General features: G+C 65.7%; 12 protein-coding genes and 4 pseudogenes. 5 read left to right on the top strand and 11 right to left on the bottom strand.

What is annotated here, in order from left to right:
* Nucleotides 1-21: 21 nt before the first annotated feature.
* The 5 genes and pseudogenes from VKI00_RS32400 to VKI00_RS32380 all read right to left on the bottom strand — a co-directional run.
* Nucleotides 22-1,149: a site-2 protease family protein gene (locus VKI00_RS32400; protein WP_324447385.1), complete on the bottom strand. Its 1,128-nt coding sequence runs from the start codon at nucleotides 1,147-1,149 to the stop codon at nucleotides 22-24.
* A gap of 775 nt (nucleotides 1,150-1,924) precedes the next feature.
* Nucleotides 1,925-2,533 (bottom strand): HdeD family acid-resistance protein, encoded by a 609-nt coding sequence (locus tag VKI00_RS32395; protein ID WP_324447384.1) that lies wholly within the window; start codon nucleotides 2,531-2,533, stop codon nucleotides 1,925-1,927.
* 121 nt (nucleotides 2,534-2,654) lie between these two features.
* A pseudogene (locus VKI00_RS32390) lies at nucleotides 2,655-2,759 on the bottom strand (poly(3-hydroxyalkanoate) depolymerase); the annotation flags it as partial.
* Nucleotides 2,760-2,918: 159 nt separating this feature from the next.
* The gene (locus tag VKI00_RS32385) at nucleotides 2,919-3,683 is read right to left on the bottom strand and encodes a universal stress protein (RefSeq protein WP_324447383.1); all 765 of its coding nucleotides are present in this window, start codon (nucleotides 3,681-3,683) and stop codon (nucleotides 2,919-2,921) included.
* 154 nt (nucleotides 3,684-3,837) lie between these two features.
* A pseudogene (locus VKI00_RS32380) lies at nucleotides 3,838-4,236 on the bottom strand (phosphoesterase); the annotation flags it as partial.
* Nucleotides 4,237-4,466: 230 nt separating this feature from the next.
* Between VKI00_RS32380 and VKI00_RS32370 the strand changes: the two are divergent.
* Complete coding sequence (locus tag VKI00_RS32370) at nucleotides 4,467-5,834, top strand: DUF2252 domain-containing protein (RefSeq protein ID WP_414687353.1); 1,368 nt, start codon at nucleotides 4,467-4,469, stop codon at nucleotides 5,832-5,834.
* 69 nt (nucleotides 5,835-5,903) lie between these two features.
* On the opposite strand, the gene VKI00_RS32365 is transcribed toward VKI00_RS32370, so the two are convergent.
* The 4 genes and pseudogenes from VKI00_RS32365 to VKI00_RS32350 form a co-directional block, all read right to left on the bottom strand.
* Nucleotides 5,904-6,707, bottom strand: coding sequence for a phosphatase PAP2 family protein (locus VKI00_RS32365; RefSeq protein ID WP_324447381.1), 804 nt, complete (start codon nucleotides 6,705-6,707; stop codon nucleotides 5,904-5,906).
* 319 nt (nucleotides 6,708-7,026) lie between these two features.
* On the bottom strand, nucleotides 7,027-7,668 hold the full coding sequence (locus VKI00_RS32360) for an HdeD family acid-resistance protein (protein WP_324447380.1): 642 nt from the start codon (nucleotides 7,666-7,668) through the stop codon (nucleotides 7,027-7,029).
* A 43-nt stretch (nucleotides 7,669-7,711) separates the two neighbouring features.
* Nucleotides 7,712-8,613 (bottom strand): annotated as a pseudogene (locus VKI00_RS32355) (universal stress protein).
* A 227-nt stretch (nucleotides 8,614-8,840) separates the two neighbouring features.
* The gene (locus tag VKI00_RS32350; protein ID WP_324447379.1) at nucleotides 8,841-11,216 is read right to left on the bottom strand and encodes a lysylphosphatidylglycerol synthase transmembrane domain-containing protein; all 2,376 of its coding nucleotides are present in this window, start codon (nucleotides 11,214-11,216) and stop codon (nucleotides 8,841-8,843) included.
* A gap of 460 nt (nucleotides 11,217-11,676) precedes the next feature.
* On the opposite strand from VKI00_RS32350, the pseudogene VKI00_RS32345 reads away from it, so the two are divergent.
* From VKI00_RS32345 to VKI00_RS32330, 4 genes and pseudogenes are all read left to right on the top strand, one after another.
* A pseudogene (locus tag VKI00_RS32345) lies at nucleotides 11,677-12,189 on the top strand (fumarylacetoacetate hydrolase family protein); the annotation flags it as partial.
* Nucleotides 12,190-12,224: 35 nt separating this feature from the next.
* Nucleotides 12,225-12,401: a hypothetical protein gene (locus VKI00_RS32340; protein ID WP_324447378.1), complete on the top strand. Its 177-nt coding sequence runs from the start codon at nucleotides 12,225-12,227 to the stop codon at nucleotides 12,399-12,401.
* Nucleotides 12,395-13,270 carry a transposase gene (locus VKI00_RS32335; protein ID WP_324447377.1) on the top strand — a complete coding sequence of 292 codons (876 nt, stop codon included), beginning with the start codon at nucleotides 12,395-12,397 and terminating at the stop codon, nucleotides 13,268-13,270. Before VKI00_RS32340 ends, VKI00_RS32335 begins: the two co-directional genes overlap by 7 nt.
* 33 nt (nucleotides 13,271-13,303) lie before the next feature.
* Nucleotides 13,304-14,011, top strand: coding sequence for a hypothetical protein (locus VKI00_RS32330; protein WP_324447376.1), 708 nt, complete (start codon nucleotides 13,304-13,306; stop codon nucleotides 14,009-14,011).
* 563 nt (nucleotides 14,012-14,574) lie between these two features.
* Here VKI00_RS32330 and VKI00_RS32325 read toward each other — a convergent pair.
* Both VKI00_RS32325 and VKI00_RS32320 read right to left on the bottom strand, forming a co-directional pair.
* A complete protein-coding gene (locus VKI00_RS32325; protein WP_324447374.1) occupies nucleotides 14,575-15,006 on the bottom strand; it encodes a hypothetical protein in 432 nt (143 codons plus the stop codon).
* 364 nt (nucleotides 15,007-15,370) lie between these two features.
* Nucleotides 15,371-15,769: a hypothetical protein gene (locus VKI00_RS32320; protein WP_324447372.1), complete on the bottom strand. Its 399-nt coding sequence runs from the start codon at nucleotides 15,767-15,769 to the stop codon at nucleotides 15,371-15,373.
* Nucleotides 15,770-15,888 lie beyond the last annotated feature (119 nt).

Below are 15,888 nucleotides of genomic sequence, written 5' to 3'. Positions count from 1 at the left end.
CACGCTCGGCGGGGTGGAGGCTTAGGTGGAGCCGACGAGTCCGCGCGCTTCGATCAGTCTGGTGATATCGGAAGGAGCGACGATGCCGACCACCCGGCCGTCGTCAACGACCAGCACCCGGCGGTCGGTGGTCGAGGAAATGCGTCGCAGCAGCGCGGTGACCGGCTCGTCGGGAGCAGCGGTGGGCACCTGGTCCAGTGGTATCTCGGCGTCACGGACCAAGGTGCTCTCGCGTTTGTCGGGGGCGACACCACGCAGCTGTGACAGCGTGATCAGCCCGGTGACCGACCCATCGGGCGCCTCCACCGGATACGCCGAATGCCGGTCGCCGAGCAGGTAATTCTCGATGAAGTCTGACACGCTGATCCAGCCGGGAGCGGTGCGCGGATTTGCCGACATCGCATCCGAGACGCGCACCCCGGCGAGGGACTGCTGGTTCACGGCTTGTTTCTCTTCCTCACGAGCGACCATGAGCAGGTACCAGCCGATGAATACCAGCCACACACCGCTGATGAGGGACTTCGTCAAGAACTCCACCAGGCCCAGCGCGATCAGGACAAACCCGAGTACCTGTCCCGCCCGGGCGGCGCCGACAGTGGCACGCGTCTTGTCGCCGTACCGACGCCACAGAATCGCCTGCAGCATCCGGCCGCCGTCTAATGGCGCACCCGGCAGCAGATTGAACAGCGCCAGCAGCAGGTTGATCCCGGACAGCCACCAGGCCACCGCGACCGCGAGCGGTGCCACACCCGCCGCGCGCAGGACGGCAGCCAACCCGGCAAACAGCGCTGACAGCAGCAGGCTCATCAGTGGACCCGAGAAAGCGATCCAAAACTGGGTTTTCGGGTTTTTCGGTTCGCCCTCGATGCGAGTGACACCGCCGAACATCCACAGCGTGATGGACGACACCTTCAACCCGGCGCGGCGGGAGACCACCGCATGGGTCAATTCATGCGCCAGCAACGACGCCAGCAGCACCACAGCACCAATGACCCCAGCGATCCAGTAGTCCGACTTGCTATAACCCGGCACCATGCTCGGCAAACTGATGGCCAAGCTCCATGCGAACAGCCACAGCAGCACCAGGACGCTCCAGTTCGCCCTTACCTGCACCCCGCCAACTGTTCCCAGCGGAATCCCATCTGACATGTCGAACCCCTCGAGACCTTCGCGGTGGCGGCGATCGTTGCGATGCCTGCTACTACCTGGCGGCCGAGTGATGGCCGTTCGGCGAGTTCATGACCGTTATTACCTCCCGGTCATGGTCTCCCCGGTCAAGACCCTCGGCGTAGGGTCCAAAGCCATCTGATGAGCCGTAAAAGATCACCCGATGGCGGCGGTGGGTGCCGCGAGCCGGCATGCGCGGATCGGTAGGCACCACTAGCGGTGAGGATCGCATCGGCGGCGAATCCGAGTGCCCGTCCGGCAACGATGCCGCCGCCGGCCGTAACCGTCCGTCGCTTGTCCTTGCGGGGCCGCGGCGATTACCCCGAGGAGCGTCAAGAAAGCCAGCGGGGTCCGCCGACCGGTCAGTGGCTCAACCATATTGAGGCCGTCCGTTCGCGTTATGCACGGCAAAGCCAAGAATCAGTGCTGCCGAGAGTGCGTCGTAGCCCGCAGCCGCGGAGACGCCTACAAGCTAAACCTTCAGCGAGGCAGAATAAATCCGGTTGCAATCGCAACCATCACCGCAAGCCGGGCGGCGGCAGTGCTCCAGCCTGGTGCCGGGATGTCAACCCGGCGTGGGGCCGAGCCCGCCTGCGCGGTGATCGTCGATGATCCGGCGGATACGTTCAATGAGTGATTGGCGGATGTGTTCCATTGGATTTGCCATGTCAATCCCTTGCTCATGGTGCAGACCAGCCGCCCCGGCTGCCAGGCGTATTGCCGGGCAGCCGGTGCGCCACTGGCCGTGCGCGACGGGTCAGGCCGCTTGATTCGGCGCTCGGGGGATCACCCGCGACACTCGCTTCTCTGCGGTCCTGAGATCGTGGCGGGTTCCAAACGAGCTAAAGATTTCTGTGAGACCGATGAGGACCAGCATGATGCCGGTGACAAGGGCGAGCACGGCGATCGAATGGAACGGCCACGCCAGCACAACGATGCCGGCGATCACGCTGATGACGCCGAAGAAGATGGTCCAGCCCCGTCCGGGCAGCTCCTTGTTGCTGATCGCAAGCGCCGTTGCGGTCACCCCCTGGAAGATGAACCCGACGCCGATCCAGACGCCCAGCAACAGAACGGCATACCCCTGGTCGAAGAACCGGAAGGCCAGTACACCCAAGACCAACGACAGCGCGCCGGAGATGAACAACATCACCCGGTAACCGCCCGACACCTCCAGGCCGAAGGCCATGATCACCTGGGCGATGCCCGACGCCACCAGGTAAATGCCCAACAGCACCGACGCGGCAAGAATCGATACCCCGGGCCACACCAGCACAAGGACACCCAGAACCAGGGCCACGGTGCCCATTAGCAGCTGCGCTACCCACATCTCCCGCAGCGGGTTTGCAGTTTCAGCAGTTGTCATAACAATTACCCTTCATTTCGCAGGTAGCTCAATGCTCGCGGCGCCGGGCCCGGCCCAATAGGGACGTCGGGTCATCAAAAAGTGCCAATGGTCACTTCATGAGGGCACTTCGATGCGCCCCCACGGTCGTGTCGGGATCGAGCTGCTCGACGAACGGATCGAGCACTACCAGGCTGGCGCCGATCCCGTTGCACAGGATCAGCGGGACGCCGGTTCCCCACCTGATTGTGAACGCGGGTCTGCCGGCCGAGCAACCGCTCGCCCCTGAAACCGTCGACGTAGGGCGAAACGCATCGATGGGCATCGGAGGATCGCGCTACCGCCTTGTTCGCCTTTCAACTTGGTGAGAGGCGTTGCAGCACAGTCAGGTGGCATGGGCACTGCGCTATTCACTGCGCACCACCAGCACAGAGCATGCCGGATGGTCGAGGATCGGGTGGCTGTGAGGCCCGATCAGACGGGTCAGTTCGTTGGCGTTGACACTACCGGTGACCAATAACTGAACCGTCTTGTTGCGGGTGTCGAGGTATTCAACCGCACCGCCAGGGGCCTCGCTTCGCTGCACGCACACATCGGGATAGCGTTCTCGCCAACCGCCTATCCGCTCCTCGAGTTCGTGATACCTCACCGCATCGAGGTCCCACCGCCCCACCCCCAATGCCAGCAGCGGGGCTTTGCGTAGCCGCGCCTCGTCCATCGCCTGCTGCACCACATCGTCGTTGCCCGGACGATGATCAACCAATACGACCACCCAGCCCTCCGGTGGCGGCTTGCGACGAATAATCGCCACCGCGCAGCGCGCACCAGTGGCGAGCGCCACCGCGGTCGAGCCGAGCAGCCGGTGGGCGACGCGACCGATGCCCACCGTACCGACGCAAACCATGGCGGCGCTCTCAGACTCCTCCAGCAGAATCACTTCATCGACGCCCCAGCGAACTGCCGTGTCCACCTTGACCGGCTTCCCGAGCTCGTGCACCGTCGCAGCAGCCCCGCGCAGCGACTCCTCGGCGTATTCCATTTCTGGCGCGCAACTTTCGGCCGGGGCGTCGATGACACTCACCAGCCGCAGCGGGACCTCGCGGCTGACCGCTTCGTCCAGCGCCCACCGGGCTGCAGTGACCGCGGCCCGCGAACCGTCGATACCCACCACAACCGCACTCGTTGCCCGCCGCCGCGCCATGGCCTGATTCGTCTTTCCCGCTGTGAACCGCTGATTGGCGGCGCGATCAGCCTTGGCGTGCCACGATGACCGGGGCGCGCACCGCGTGCACGACCGCGGTGCTGACCGAGCCGAGGAGCATCCCGGCAAAGGCGGCGGCACTGGCCGCGTGACCGGAGGGCAGCGAATCGGACGCCGGGTAGCGTCGCAGGCGCCGCACCGGCGAAACGGACCGGTAGCCGGGCCGCTCGCGTCGCCACACGCGCTTGGCCAGCTGATTGGTCACCAAGCTTGTCACCGCCAGGCTGACCACACCACGGCCCGCGCCGCGCCAAGCCGATCGGCTGCCTGACAGTGCCATGGCCGCCGCGATCGCAAGCCACAGCTTGGCGTGATCGGCGGCACGGCTCAGCGCGGGCATGGTGGTGTCCAGCAGCGGACTGCGGGACTTGGCGACCGCCTCGAACACCTCCGCGTCAAGCGCAGCGAGCCCTTCGGTAATTTGCCGCAGCGCCCGGGACTTGCGTGGCCGCCCCACGTTCATCGATTCAAACTATCGCATCGACACCGAGCAGCCTGGCATGTTCCATCACGCCCGCGGCGTAGGAGAGTCTCGCCGGGGCGGCGACACGTCGCTGCTCAACGGCACCGCTGGATCACCAACGGCGGCAACTCGACCTGGTATACCGTGAGGGCGGTGACCGATCGGTGACGACCAGCGTACGTGGGGCCAAGTCCCGCGAGGCGAAAAACGGTCCTCGCGGCGACCCGTGGTTGTCACCGGACGAGCGACACCAGCTGGGTCGTTCCCGCCGGCAGGTGCTGCCGAGATCGACACTTGCCGAATTCGTTAGGCCTGAGAATCGTCCAGATCCGGTCACGCTGCTGGAATCTCAAGCGGTGTCGAGAATTCCGGAGTTGGTGCCCATCCGCTATGGGCGCATGCTTGCCTCGCCGTTGGCGTTTTTCCGCGGCGCGGCGTTGATCATGGCGTCCGACTTAGCGGCCGGTCCCCGCACGGGCCTGCAGGCGCAGCTGTGCGGAGACACGCACCTGTGCAACTTCGGCTTGTTCGGCACTTCCGAGCGCAACCTGGTGTTCGATATCAACGACTTCGACGAGACCCTGCCCGGCCCCTGGGAATGGGACGTCAAGCGCCTCGCGTCGAGCCTGGCGGTAGCTGCACGCACAAACGGCTTCACCCCAGACGACCGAGAACAGGTAGTGCGCTCGAGTATGAAGGCCTACCGCAAGCGGATGCGAACGCTGGCGATGATGGGCGAATTGGACGTCTGGTATGCCCAGGCCCGCGTCGATGCCGCGCTGCAGGCCAGCGTCAGCCCCAAGGAAGCCAAGGAAATCCAGCACACCGCGGACAAAGCCCGCTCACACGACAGCACACAGGCACTGACAAAATTGACGCGGGTAGTCGACGGGCGCCGGCAGTTGGTCAGCGATCCGCCGCTGCAGGTGCCCGTCGATGAGTACGTCAGCGAAGCTGAGGCCCGCATCTATGAGCTGCGGACGGGCGCGCTCATCGACGCCTACCGGAAGAGCCTGAATGTGAACGTCCAGGTGCTGGCTCACCGGTTCCGCTGCGCGGGCACCGCGCGCAAGGTCGTCGGCGTAGGCAGCGTCGGCCTGCGGACGTGGGTGGTGCTCGCGTTGGGTCGAGACGACGATGACCCGCTGGTGATGCAGGTCAAAGAGGCACAGCCCTCGGTGCTCGAGCCCTACCTCGGACCCAGCGCCTACCCCAACGCCGCGCAACGGGTGGTGGTCGGTCAGCGCGAGATCCAGGCCAGCGGCGACATCCTGCTCGGCTGGCTGCGCACCGTCGGCCCGGACGGACACCTGGGCGACTATTACGTACGGCAGTTGCGCGACTGGAAGGAATCGGCGACCGTCGAGGCGATGGACTCGAAGATGCTGACCGACTATGGACGCGCCTGCGGGGAGGTGCTCGCCGGCGCCCACGCCCGAACGGGCGACCGCATCGCCATCGCGGGGTATCTGGGCAGCGGCGACGCCGCTGACACCGCCTTGACCCGGTTCGCCGAGGCCTACGCCGAGCAGAACGAGCGCGACTACGCGGCCCTGCGCGAGGCGGTGAGGAGCGGTCGGGTGGCCGCTGAGCAGTAGCGGTGAGGTCAGCCAGAATCCGTTGTGGTGGCCGGAATTCGAAAGAGAATTTAAGAAACGTCGCTGCCGTTACGGAACCGCACGGCTAGGCCGGTTCACCGCCGGCAACCCAACCCCGCTTCCACGCCGACAGCTTTGGGTGGGGGCGCTCGGTGGCGCGCCAGCCGGTGCGCGGCCCGCCTCGCTCGTGTCGTTCGCCGCCCTTGCTCGCATGCCGGTCCTCTGTTCATCTCGCATGCCGGTCCTCTGTTCATACAGTGCGGCGAAGGCGATCACGACGCTGGCCCAGATGATGCCGAGGGCCCAGCCGGCGATCACGTCGCTGGGGTAGTGCACGCCGAGGTAGACGCGGGAAAAACCGACCCCGGCGATGATCACGATCGCGGCCGTCCAGGTGGCGACGCGAGCAGGTACGGACCGGATCATCCAGTGGTCGAGCGCCCACGCCGAGATGAGCGCCGACGTGGCGATGCCCATGGCATGCCCGGACGGAAACGAGTAGCCGTGAGCGGCGACCACGGAGTAGGGCAGCGGCGGGCGTTGCCGATGGACAACAAGTTTGACCGCCGTGGACATCAGGCCGTATCCGGCCATGCCCAGCGCGGCGACCACGACGGGCAACCAGTTGCGGATCCGCCACGCCACCAGCGTGCAGATGACCAGGGCCACCGCGGCGGCGGCTACGGGGCTGCCGATGATGCTGAGCGCTCGCATGATGAGGGTCTGGACCGGGTGGCGGTGCCCGGCCAGCCAGGCCACGGTGGGCTGGTCGACCGCGGTGATCCCGTCTCCTTCAAGGACACTGTCGAACACGTAGGCAAACAGCACGGTCAACCCGCACAACACGACCGCACCGATGACCAGCACGCCCACGGGGGGACCGCTAAGTGTTTTGGCCGTGTCGCGAATTCGTTTGTGCAGAGGAACTTTCGGGCGAGTGGCCGAAGGCCGCCGCGTCGGCTCGGTGCCCGCGGCGCGTCGGTCCGCGTGGTGCGCTAACCAGAGCGCAGTGCCCGCTATCACCGACACAAGTACGATCAGCGCTGCGGCGGCTATCTGGATGAGGTGCATAACGGGAAGCTCCAAACTCCTACGACGTCAACTGCGATTCGCGCGGTGCAGCAGGGCTGTCGGGCCCAACGTCGCGCTGGCCACCAACAGCCCTGCCGCCGATCGGTTTTGGTGGTGGGTGTCACCCCTTGACTGGCGCCGAGCGGTCGGTCGCGCTGGGTAGCTTGGGTCCGCGGCGGATTTCCCTGCGGATCTGAAACGACCGCACGATCTGCATGAGCCCCAACACGACAAGCCAAATGCCGACCACCAACGTGAGCACCAGAATCGAGTCGAACGGCCACGCCAACACCACCACGCCGGCGATCCAGGTGAGGATGCCACCAAAGATGTACCAACCGCGTGCGGGCAGTTGCCGATTGCTGATCGCGGCGACTATCTCCGAGACCCCCATGAAGATAAAGCTCACTCCGATCCAGATCGACAGCAGCAGAACGGCGTAGGCATCGCCGAAGTGGCGGAAGGACAGCACGGCCAAGACCAGGGATAGCGCACCGCTGATGAACAGCAGCACCCGCTCGCCGGTCGACGCTGGCAGGGCGAACGCGAAGAACAGCTGGGCCAGACCTGCAATCAGCAGGAACACTCCGAACAGCGTGGCGGCGACAAGGATCGACTTCCCCGGTAATACCAGGATCAGCACGCCCACGAGCAGGGTCAACACCCCCGACGCGAAGGCTGGTTTCCACAACTGTCGCACAAAATCCGGCGGTTGCAGACCGGTGGGTGCGTGATTATGTTCTGCGTGACCGGTGTTCGTCATTGCTCCTCCTATGACTTGTTTCTCTTGCTGGTGTGTCGTCCGGCTATGCCGCCGGCGTCACGATCACCGGGACTCTGGCCGCGCGGGCAACCGCGTGGCTGACTGAGCCCAAATGCTTTTCGGGGGGTCCGCCGCGGCGGCGGCTACCCAGCACGACCAATTGCGCGTTCTTGGATTCTTGGATGAGCCATCTGTCCGGAACGTCACAGACCAGCCGTGACTGCACTCGGACCTCGGGGTAGCGTTCGTGCCAGCCCGCCAACCGTTCTGCCAGCACCTTGGCGCCTTCGTCGCGATCCTTTCTCCAGTCCACGCCCAGGACGGGAAAGACTCCGACGTCGCTCCACGCGTGCAGCGCCACCAGCCCCACGCCGCCCGGCGACGCTTCGTCGAAGGCCAGTGCGGTGGCCGCTTCCGATGCCGGTGAGCGGTCGATGCCGGCGAGCCGTCGATGCCGACCAAAACAGGTGCGTCGCCGGGTGTTTGGTGCTGTGCCGGTTCCGGCGCATGCACGATGGCCACCGGGCAGTGAGCGTGGTGGATCTGAGCCGCGCTGACCGAGCCGAGCACATGTTCCTCGACTGCGTCCCGACCGCGGCTGCCAACCACGATCATCCACGCGTGCTTCGACGCCTCCACGAGGGTTGGGGCGATGGCGGCGTACTGCATCTGTGTGTGCACGTCGAGCGGCGTGGCGGCGGTCTGGCCAACCATCGCGCGTGAGGTGTCCAAAATCCGACGCGCCTCATCGAGCTGCGACTGGGTGATGGCGTCCCCGGTCGGTCCCTCGGCAGAACGTGCCCACGAGGGCGCCACCACATGTACCAGCTGCAGCGGCAGGCCGTGCATCTCGGCCTCCCGCGCCGCCCAGCGCACCGCGGCATCGGAGACACCCGATCCATCGACACCGACGAGAATTCGCGATCGTGTGACACCTGTCGACATCATCCGGACCTCCCGGCGGGGCATGCACCGCAAGCTCTGTATTAACACCTGGCGTTGCGCCGCGCGGGCCAATGCGGATATCACCGCCCGGCAGCGACTGACGATATCGTCGCTCACGACGGTGGCTTCACTTGACGTCGTTCGACAACAGATTTCTGCTGCGACATCCCCGGCCGGTCGAACGAGATCGATGAAGGCTTCGGCCGCCGCGTCCACGCCCGCGTGAGTTAGATCATCTGCTTCTGCGTCATCGACCGCATCACCGGCCACCCGATCAACACCGGCACCCAGCAGGTGATCACCCGGTACAGCAGCACCGCTGGCACGCCGACGGCCGCGGGCAGCCCGAACGCCGCGAGCCCGCCGATCAGCGCCGCTTCGACGGCGCCGACGCCGCCCGGGGTGGGGGCCAACGAGGCAAGCGTTCCGCCGACCATGGTGACGATGGTGACGGCGATGAACGTGGCACCGCCGCCGAAAGCCTGGACACTCGCCCACAATGCCCCCGCATTGCCGAGAGTTGTTGTGGCGCAACCGAGGACGATCAACGCCAGCCGCTGAGGTTCGCGAGCGAGTTTGGCGAGGTCGCCCATCACCCCCTTGAGTCGCGGCCGCACTGTCGTCTGCAGCCACTCGCGTAGCACGGGCACGAACAGGAACGCGCCGACAAGCCCGAGTGCCAGGCCGGCGACCAGGTACAGCACCGTTTTGGAGGGGACGAAGTGCGACAGATCGGCTGACGCGCCGGCAGCGGCACTGAAAATGATCAGCAACACAACATGGGTGATGACTTGCACCGCCTGCTGCATGGCCACTGCCGCGGTGGCGCGCACGGTGCTCAGACCGCTCTTCTGCAGGAATCGCGTGCTGAGCGCTAGGCCGCCGACGCCAGCGGGGGTGGTGGTTGCGGCAAAAGTGTAGGCAAACTGGAGGAGTACCAGATTTCGGAAGCTCACCAACCGGTCGGCGCAGGCCCACAGTGCGGTCGCCGCACCGATGTACGTCAACGCCGACACCGCGACCCCCAGCAGCACCCACCGCCAGTGGGCGGTCCTGATCGCGGACAAGAACGATGGCGCGGAGCTGATGTACGGATAGGCCACGTAGACCAGCCCGACGAGCAGGACCAGTTGAATGACCTGGTTGCGGGTGAACCGGGTGATGGTCTCGGTCTGGATTTGATCGGCACCTGTCTGGCGCATCACCTCGTCACGCGCGGCAGAGATGACCGCGCCCGAATCGCCGACCGACTTCCGGAGGCGGCGTGGCAGAGCCGATTTCGTGAGCCGACCGGATGCCGTGAGGACCGAGTCTTTGCCGAAATGGGTGATGGCCGCGGCCACCGCGGACTTCGCGTCGTACACAGCGGTCGTCGTCACCAGGAGCTGGGTGATGTCCGATTGGAGCTGGACGTCGGTCGCGCCATACTCGGCGCTGTCGAAGCCGCCGAAGCGCGCGCTGCCGTCATCGACGGTGATCTCCGAACTGCGGAGGTCACCGTGGGAGATCTGGTGGTGGTGGAGCAGCCGCAGCGATTCCCACACGCGGGCGACGGGTGTCGCTGCCGCGCACTCGTTGATCGGGATTCCGCGCTCGGGAGTGTGCGTGTAGAGCATCCATCCCCGCTCAAGCTCGGCGACGGTGATCGTCGACGTGTTGGCGACGCGGACGTCTCCGATGGCGAGGGTCATGAGTGCGCGATGCTCGACGGCGCGGCGGATGGAGGCGTGCAGCGGTGGGGTTTCGCTGCTGCGCAGTCTCAGCTTCTGCCAGAGCTGGCGCAGGGCCCCACCGCTGCGTTGGTTCTCGCCGTACATCTCGAGGATCGCGGCCGAATCCGGTTGCGCCGACGTCGCCGACAAGACGAGGGGTCCGTGGCCGGCCGGTTGCACCACCGTGATTGCGGTCACCGCGAATCCGCGCCGGTCCATCGCCCGGACTGCGCTCTCGAGGGGCACCTCCAAGGCGGGGGTGCCGACCACCCAGACCACCAACGCGCCGACGAACCAGCCCACCGCCAGCCCCAGCAACGAGCCGGCCGGCACCACGGCGCTGACGAGAAGGTGGATCGGCACGAAGGCCAGCAACAGCGCCCACCACGACCGCCGCAAGCGTGCGGGCAGCCAGGGGCCGGCCACCGTGACCATTGCGGTGACCATGGCGATCCACCGAGGGTCATCGACGAACTGCGACACGGTCGTGTCCAGCCGGTCGGACAGGTTGAAGTGCCATCTCGGCGCGTCGATGCCGTTGTCGCTGATCGACAGCGCCAGAACCGCGATAAGCCCGGCTGCCGCGTACGCGCCGAGCAGTTTCCATTGGCGGGTAACGATGAGGCTGATGAGGATGACGAATGGCAAGGCCATGATCGCGACGCCATAGACGACGTAGACCAGATTGGACTGCCCGGGCGTCAAGACTCCGACGATTTCGGAGATGGACTTCTCGAGGGCGGCCCACTTCGTCCGAGTGATTAGCGAACCCGCGATCACGGTCGCCAGGAACAGTGCCGCGAGCACCACCCGCACGATGTCGTTGGTGCGTCGATTCAATGGCTGCAACAAGCTGCCCGAAACGGTGATCTCCCGCCCGTCAACTTGCATGTTCAGCGGTCTTTCGGATCGGCTCCAGCGCCGCGCGTATCAGCGGTTCGCCGACAACTTAACCGGAGCCTCGGCCATTACTGCAGGCGATTCGAGCACGGTTCGACGGGCGGGGGCTGGAAACGGAACGCTACAGCGCCACCGCGCCAGCCCCCGACCCAACCAACCTCGCCTCGCGCCCACACCGGTTTTAGAAGAGGATGGGGCGATCACCACGGTTGAGGGCACCTTATCGCGGAGGAAAACAGATGTCCTCAGTAAATCTACTTGTAGCCCGGCGGCGCCTCTACCAGCGATGCAGCATATAGATTGGCCGACCTTGAGAGTATTTCGGTCCTTACCGTTTCTGTTGCAGATAGAAACAATTTGGCGTGCGAACAGTGGGCCGCGTGGGGCGGTGGACCTGGGGGCTGAGGCGCAGATCGACTACGGGCGGCTGGGCTGTGGTTTGATCCCTGTGCTGGCCGACTATGTCTGCGGGCTGGTGGTGACCAACGATGTCTCGGCGCGCGATGTGCAGCTCACTAAAACCCAATTCTACGAGGCGAAGTCTTACCCGACGTTTACTCCGGTCGGCCCCGCGCTGGTGCTTGTCGACGCCGACGAGCTCAAGCGCTTCGGTGACCTGCGGCTGCTGGTCAACGGGCAGACCCGCCAGGACGTGCTCGTCGACGGCGACATGATCTACCCACCGGTGCAGGCCCTGCAGGCGCTTTCGCGTTTCCAATGCCTCGACGCCGGCGATCTGGTGTTGACCGGCACCCCCGTCGGCACCGCGATCAGCGCACCGCCGAAGCCGGCGCAGGTCGTCTCCTCCCTGCTGCCCGAGGAGCTCAAGTGGAAGATCTTCTTCTCCGGCCAGGCCAAGAATCCGAAGTATCTGCGCGACGGCGACGTGGTCGAAGCCAGCGTGGCCACCGATGACGGGGCAATCGACCTCGGCGCGCAGCGCACCGTCGTGAGGTTCGCGTGAACGCGGCGGCAGCCGGTGCCGGGGTCCGGGCGTCCGTGCCGGTCGTGGTCATCGGCGGAGGCCCCACCGGCATCACCGCCGCGACCCTTTTCCGTGAAACGGATGTGGTCGGCGTGTCTGCCGATGCTGATGTGTCTGGTGTTGCGATGATGTTTGACCGTGTGATCTGGAATTGGTCCGAGTTCTGTTGCCGCACCTTAGCGGCGTGGTGATCGACGCCGTCCGTGAGGACGGTGGGGTGGTTCGGATCGAGGGGCACGCACGTGCTGTCGTCGGTAACTGCGGGCGGTGCCACACCCCGTCGGCGCGGGCTCACAGTTGGGAGCGGCGACGGCTGGCGGACATGACGAGCGAGGGGCGGCCGGTGGAGCTGCGGCTGCGGGTGCGGCGGTTCTTCTGCGACAACACCGCCTGTGCGGCAAGGACGTTCGTCGCGCAGGTGGACGGGCTGACGGTGCGCTACGGACGGGTGACGATGCAGCTGCGGCGTGTGCTGTGCGCGATTGCGGTGACGGTGGCTGCTCGCGTGGGGGTGCGGTTGGCGGCGCGGCTAGGGATCTCGGTCGGCCGGGATACGCTGCTGCGGCTGGTGCGGGCGTTGCCCGACCCGCCGGTGGCGTCGCTGCCGCGCGTTGGGGTGGACGACTTTGCGCTGCGCCGCGGCCACGTGTACGGCACGGTGATCGTCGACATGGACAGCCACCGCCCAGTCGACGTGCTGCCCGACCGCACCCGCGACACCTTCGCCGAGTGGCTGCGCGCGCACCCTGGCGTGGAGCTGGTGTGCCGGGACCGGGCCGGTGCCTATGCCGAAGCGGTCCGCACCGCCGCCCCGCTGCGCGGGTTCGCCCGGGGCGTGCGCGCCGACCGGGCCGTAATCGACGCCGCGCTCACCCTCAACGACAGTTCCGGCGCGGTCGAAGGCAACGTGACCAGGATCAAGGCGATCAAGCGGCAGGTATACGGCCGCGCCGGCTTCGAGCTGCTCGGCAAGCGAATCCTCCACCGCACCGAGCCGATTGACGTCCCAACACCCACACCGACGAGGAATACAGCCGCGACGCGCGGCCGCAGGGCGTAGACACCGCGGCCCGGGTTCGGCGATGCTGACGCAGTGAGCAAACGCCGCACCCGATGTCCCCACGACCTGCTGCGAACCGCCGCGGAACCGCCGCCCGCACCGCCGCAGATCACCCACGTGCCCGGCATGGCCGGCCAACTGCTGGCCGAGCTGGCCCCGCTGCTCGCCGAAGACGGCTACCACTTCGACGACGACGGTGTCCTCGACGGGCCCGACCTCGACGACCCCACCGTGTTCCACGCCGCGCTGCGCCGCGCGATCGAACGCCACAACCTCCAACAATCCACCCCGGTCGGCGCTACTCGCGAAAACGCCTGCACCACACTGCAGCTCGCCCTGCAAGCAATCGCGATCGGCGATACCTGTTCCGCAGGCGGGCTGCTCGACGGCGTGCGGCCGGTCGCCGCCACACCCGCCGGCGCCACCGTCGCCGCCTGCATCGGCGTCGGCCTCGGCCTGCTCGACGACTGGCTCACCGCTCGCCACCCCGACACCCCGAACGGCCTGGCAACCCGCGCCCGTCTCCCTGACGGGCACTGGCTCGGCGAACGCGCCGCCACCGACATCCTCGCCCTCGCCCGCAAACACCGCGCCTTCGACGCCCAGAACCAGCTCATCATCGCCCACGGCGGCCGCAACGTGCACTACGGCACCGCGCTCGCGCTCACCGGCACCCTGCACGCCTGGGCCCGCCTCACCGGCCAACACATCGGCGACCTCGCGCCCCTCCACATCACCTGACCCACAAGCCGTTTCACGGAATTTACGACAGAGCCCTTTTTCATGGCCACGGACAGGCCTTCCGGTGCCGCTGCCGAACGAGCTCTCACTGCCGCACGATCTGGTTTGCGAAGGTACAGCTTGGTCGGCGTCGAGGCCGCATCCCGGCACCGAAACGCCCGCGGCTGCCGCTACTCCGCCCCTGCCGGCGAATCGGCGTGATCAATGGTGACCGTTCGCGACGCTAAGTCGCTGACTCACAACGAATTCGATGGCGCAGCAGAGGCCACGAAGACTTCGGCTGAGCGTCGCGACGAACCGATCTTGTCAGATCAGTGCCGCGCACCAACTCGTGACAAAAGTGCAAGCACAGTGGTAGGCGTGAATCAATCGGCCCAACTCTCATCTCATTTCTAGATAAACAAGAGTTGATCTCGTCGACGATTGAAAATGGCACGTCTTCCATGTGGGCGTGGTAGTTCGCCACAATGCCGCACATCGCCGAGGTCAAACCGGCAGAACGGGAGTCAGCTGTCGCTGTGGTGACGGACAACGCATCCATGAGCCGCCACGCCGGTGGCAGGTCACGGGCGACTGGCCTCATTTGAAGCGAGCGTGTTGGCCTCGGCCCGCGCACGCAGAGCATAGATCACGGTATGCTCAGCTTCGTCGATTGCGTCCAGGGCGTGCCCGATTGCCTCCTGTGCGTTCGATTCAGCCTCCGCGGCGTAGTGCGCAGCCCCAGCCGCGTCCAGTTCCGCCGTCTTCTTCTTGGCGTCTTCTCTCACTTTGACCACGTGGGCACGCCACTGGTCGCGAAGTTCTTGCCAGTGGCCGGACGCTTTGCCCTGGGCGGTGTCGGCCCTCGTACGGTCATCGGCCGTTTCGGGCCCCTTATCTTTCGTGGTTGGGGGTTGGCTCCGAGTAGACTGGCCGACCTCCTGTACATTTTTGAGCGACCATTCCGCTTGCTTGCACATCTGCTGAAAATAATCCGTCAGATCGGTCTCAACCATCAGGTACTCCTTATCTCACCTCAGCCGGGCGGTGCCGCCAGCCACACCCCGCAGGAAGGCTATCACCACAGCTAACGCCGCCCGACGGTTGCTCAGCATCACGACCGTCGCCTTCCCGTTCTTTCAAGTACCGTTGCTTGTTGACTGCAGCCTAAGCCGCGGATGCTGCGGCACAGCTAGTGGCAAAAGTCCCTGAGCAGCGACCCGATGGTCCCTTCCCTGCTGCGGCTTCCTCGATGTTGCTATCCGGCCATTATTTAAGTCAGTTGATCGATGACGATGTGATGACTTGGGGCTGGGTGACGCTGACGGAATTGTTCAAGCTGACACATCGTTGACAGGTGTCCCGGGACATGGTTTACACCTATTGCCGGTTTTGTGGTGAGTTTCCGCATTTGACGCCACGGGGTTGGTAGTCGCGGGTGGGGTCTAGCACGAGTTTGCGGATGAGGTGGCCGGTGTCGCGGTCGAGGACGCGGATGTCGACGTCATCGATGAGGACGATGACGGTGGTGCCGGTGCGGTGCTTGCTTAGCCCGATGTGGTGTAGGCGGCTGTTGTAGCGGATGGTGATGAGGCCGGCGGCGTCGATGCAATCGTGGCGTACCCGGTAGTGCGGGGGGATGTGGTATCCGGTGGGGAATGCTTTGGGGCGGGCGTTGAACGCGTGCAGGGGTGTTCGCCGGTCGATGGCGCGGTGTGGCCGCACGGTGTTGTAGTAGGTGTGGTCCGCATTCGGCCCGGCCCGCTGTGGCAAGCGCATTCCGTCCGCCCCGGGTTTAAGATGAGAATGTGGGAGTGGGCGGCGGCGATGCTCGCCGTACCGCTGTTCTTGAAGCGCGAAACCTCTGCAAGTCGTTTGGCCGCGGGGCCACCGTAACG

The sequence above is a fragment of the Mycobacterium sp. genome, from assembly GCF_035314665.1.
Taxonomy (GTDB): Bacteria; Actinomycetota; Actinomycetes; order Mycobacteriales; family Mycobacteriaceae; genus Mycobacterium.
Note: the sequence above shows the minus strand (reverse complement) of the source record. Positions and strands in the feature narration are given on the sequence as shown.

Bases quoted from the DNA above. Each gene is read 5' to 3' on its own strand.
- VKI00_RS32400 (WP_324447385.1), bottom strand. From the start codon at position 1,149: ATGTCAGATGGGATTCCGCTGGGAACAGTTGGCGGGGTGCAGGTAAGG.
- VKI00_RS32360 (WP_324447380.1), bottom strand. From the start codon at position 7,668: ATGACGAACACCGGTCACGCAGAACATAATCACGCACCCACCGGTCTG.
- VKI00_RS32320 (WP_324447372.1), bottom strand. From the start codon at position 15,769: ATGCGCTTGCCACAGCGGGCCGGGCCGAATGCGGACCACACCTACTAC.
- VKI00_RS32325 (WP_324447374.1), bottom strand. From the start codon at position 15,006: ATGGTTGAGACCGATCTGACGGATTATTTTCAGCAGATGTGCAAGCAA.
- VKI00_RS32395 (WP_324447384.1), bottom strand. From the start codon at position 2,533: ATGACAACTGCTGAAACTGCAAACCCGCTGCGGGAGATGTGGGTAGCG.
- VKI00_RS32350 (WP_324447379.1), bottom strand. From the start codon at position 11,216: ATGCAAGTTGACGGGCGGGAGATCACCGTTTCGGGCAGCTTGTTGCAG.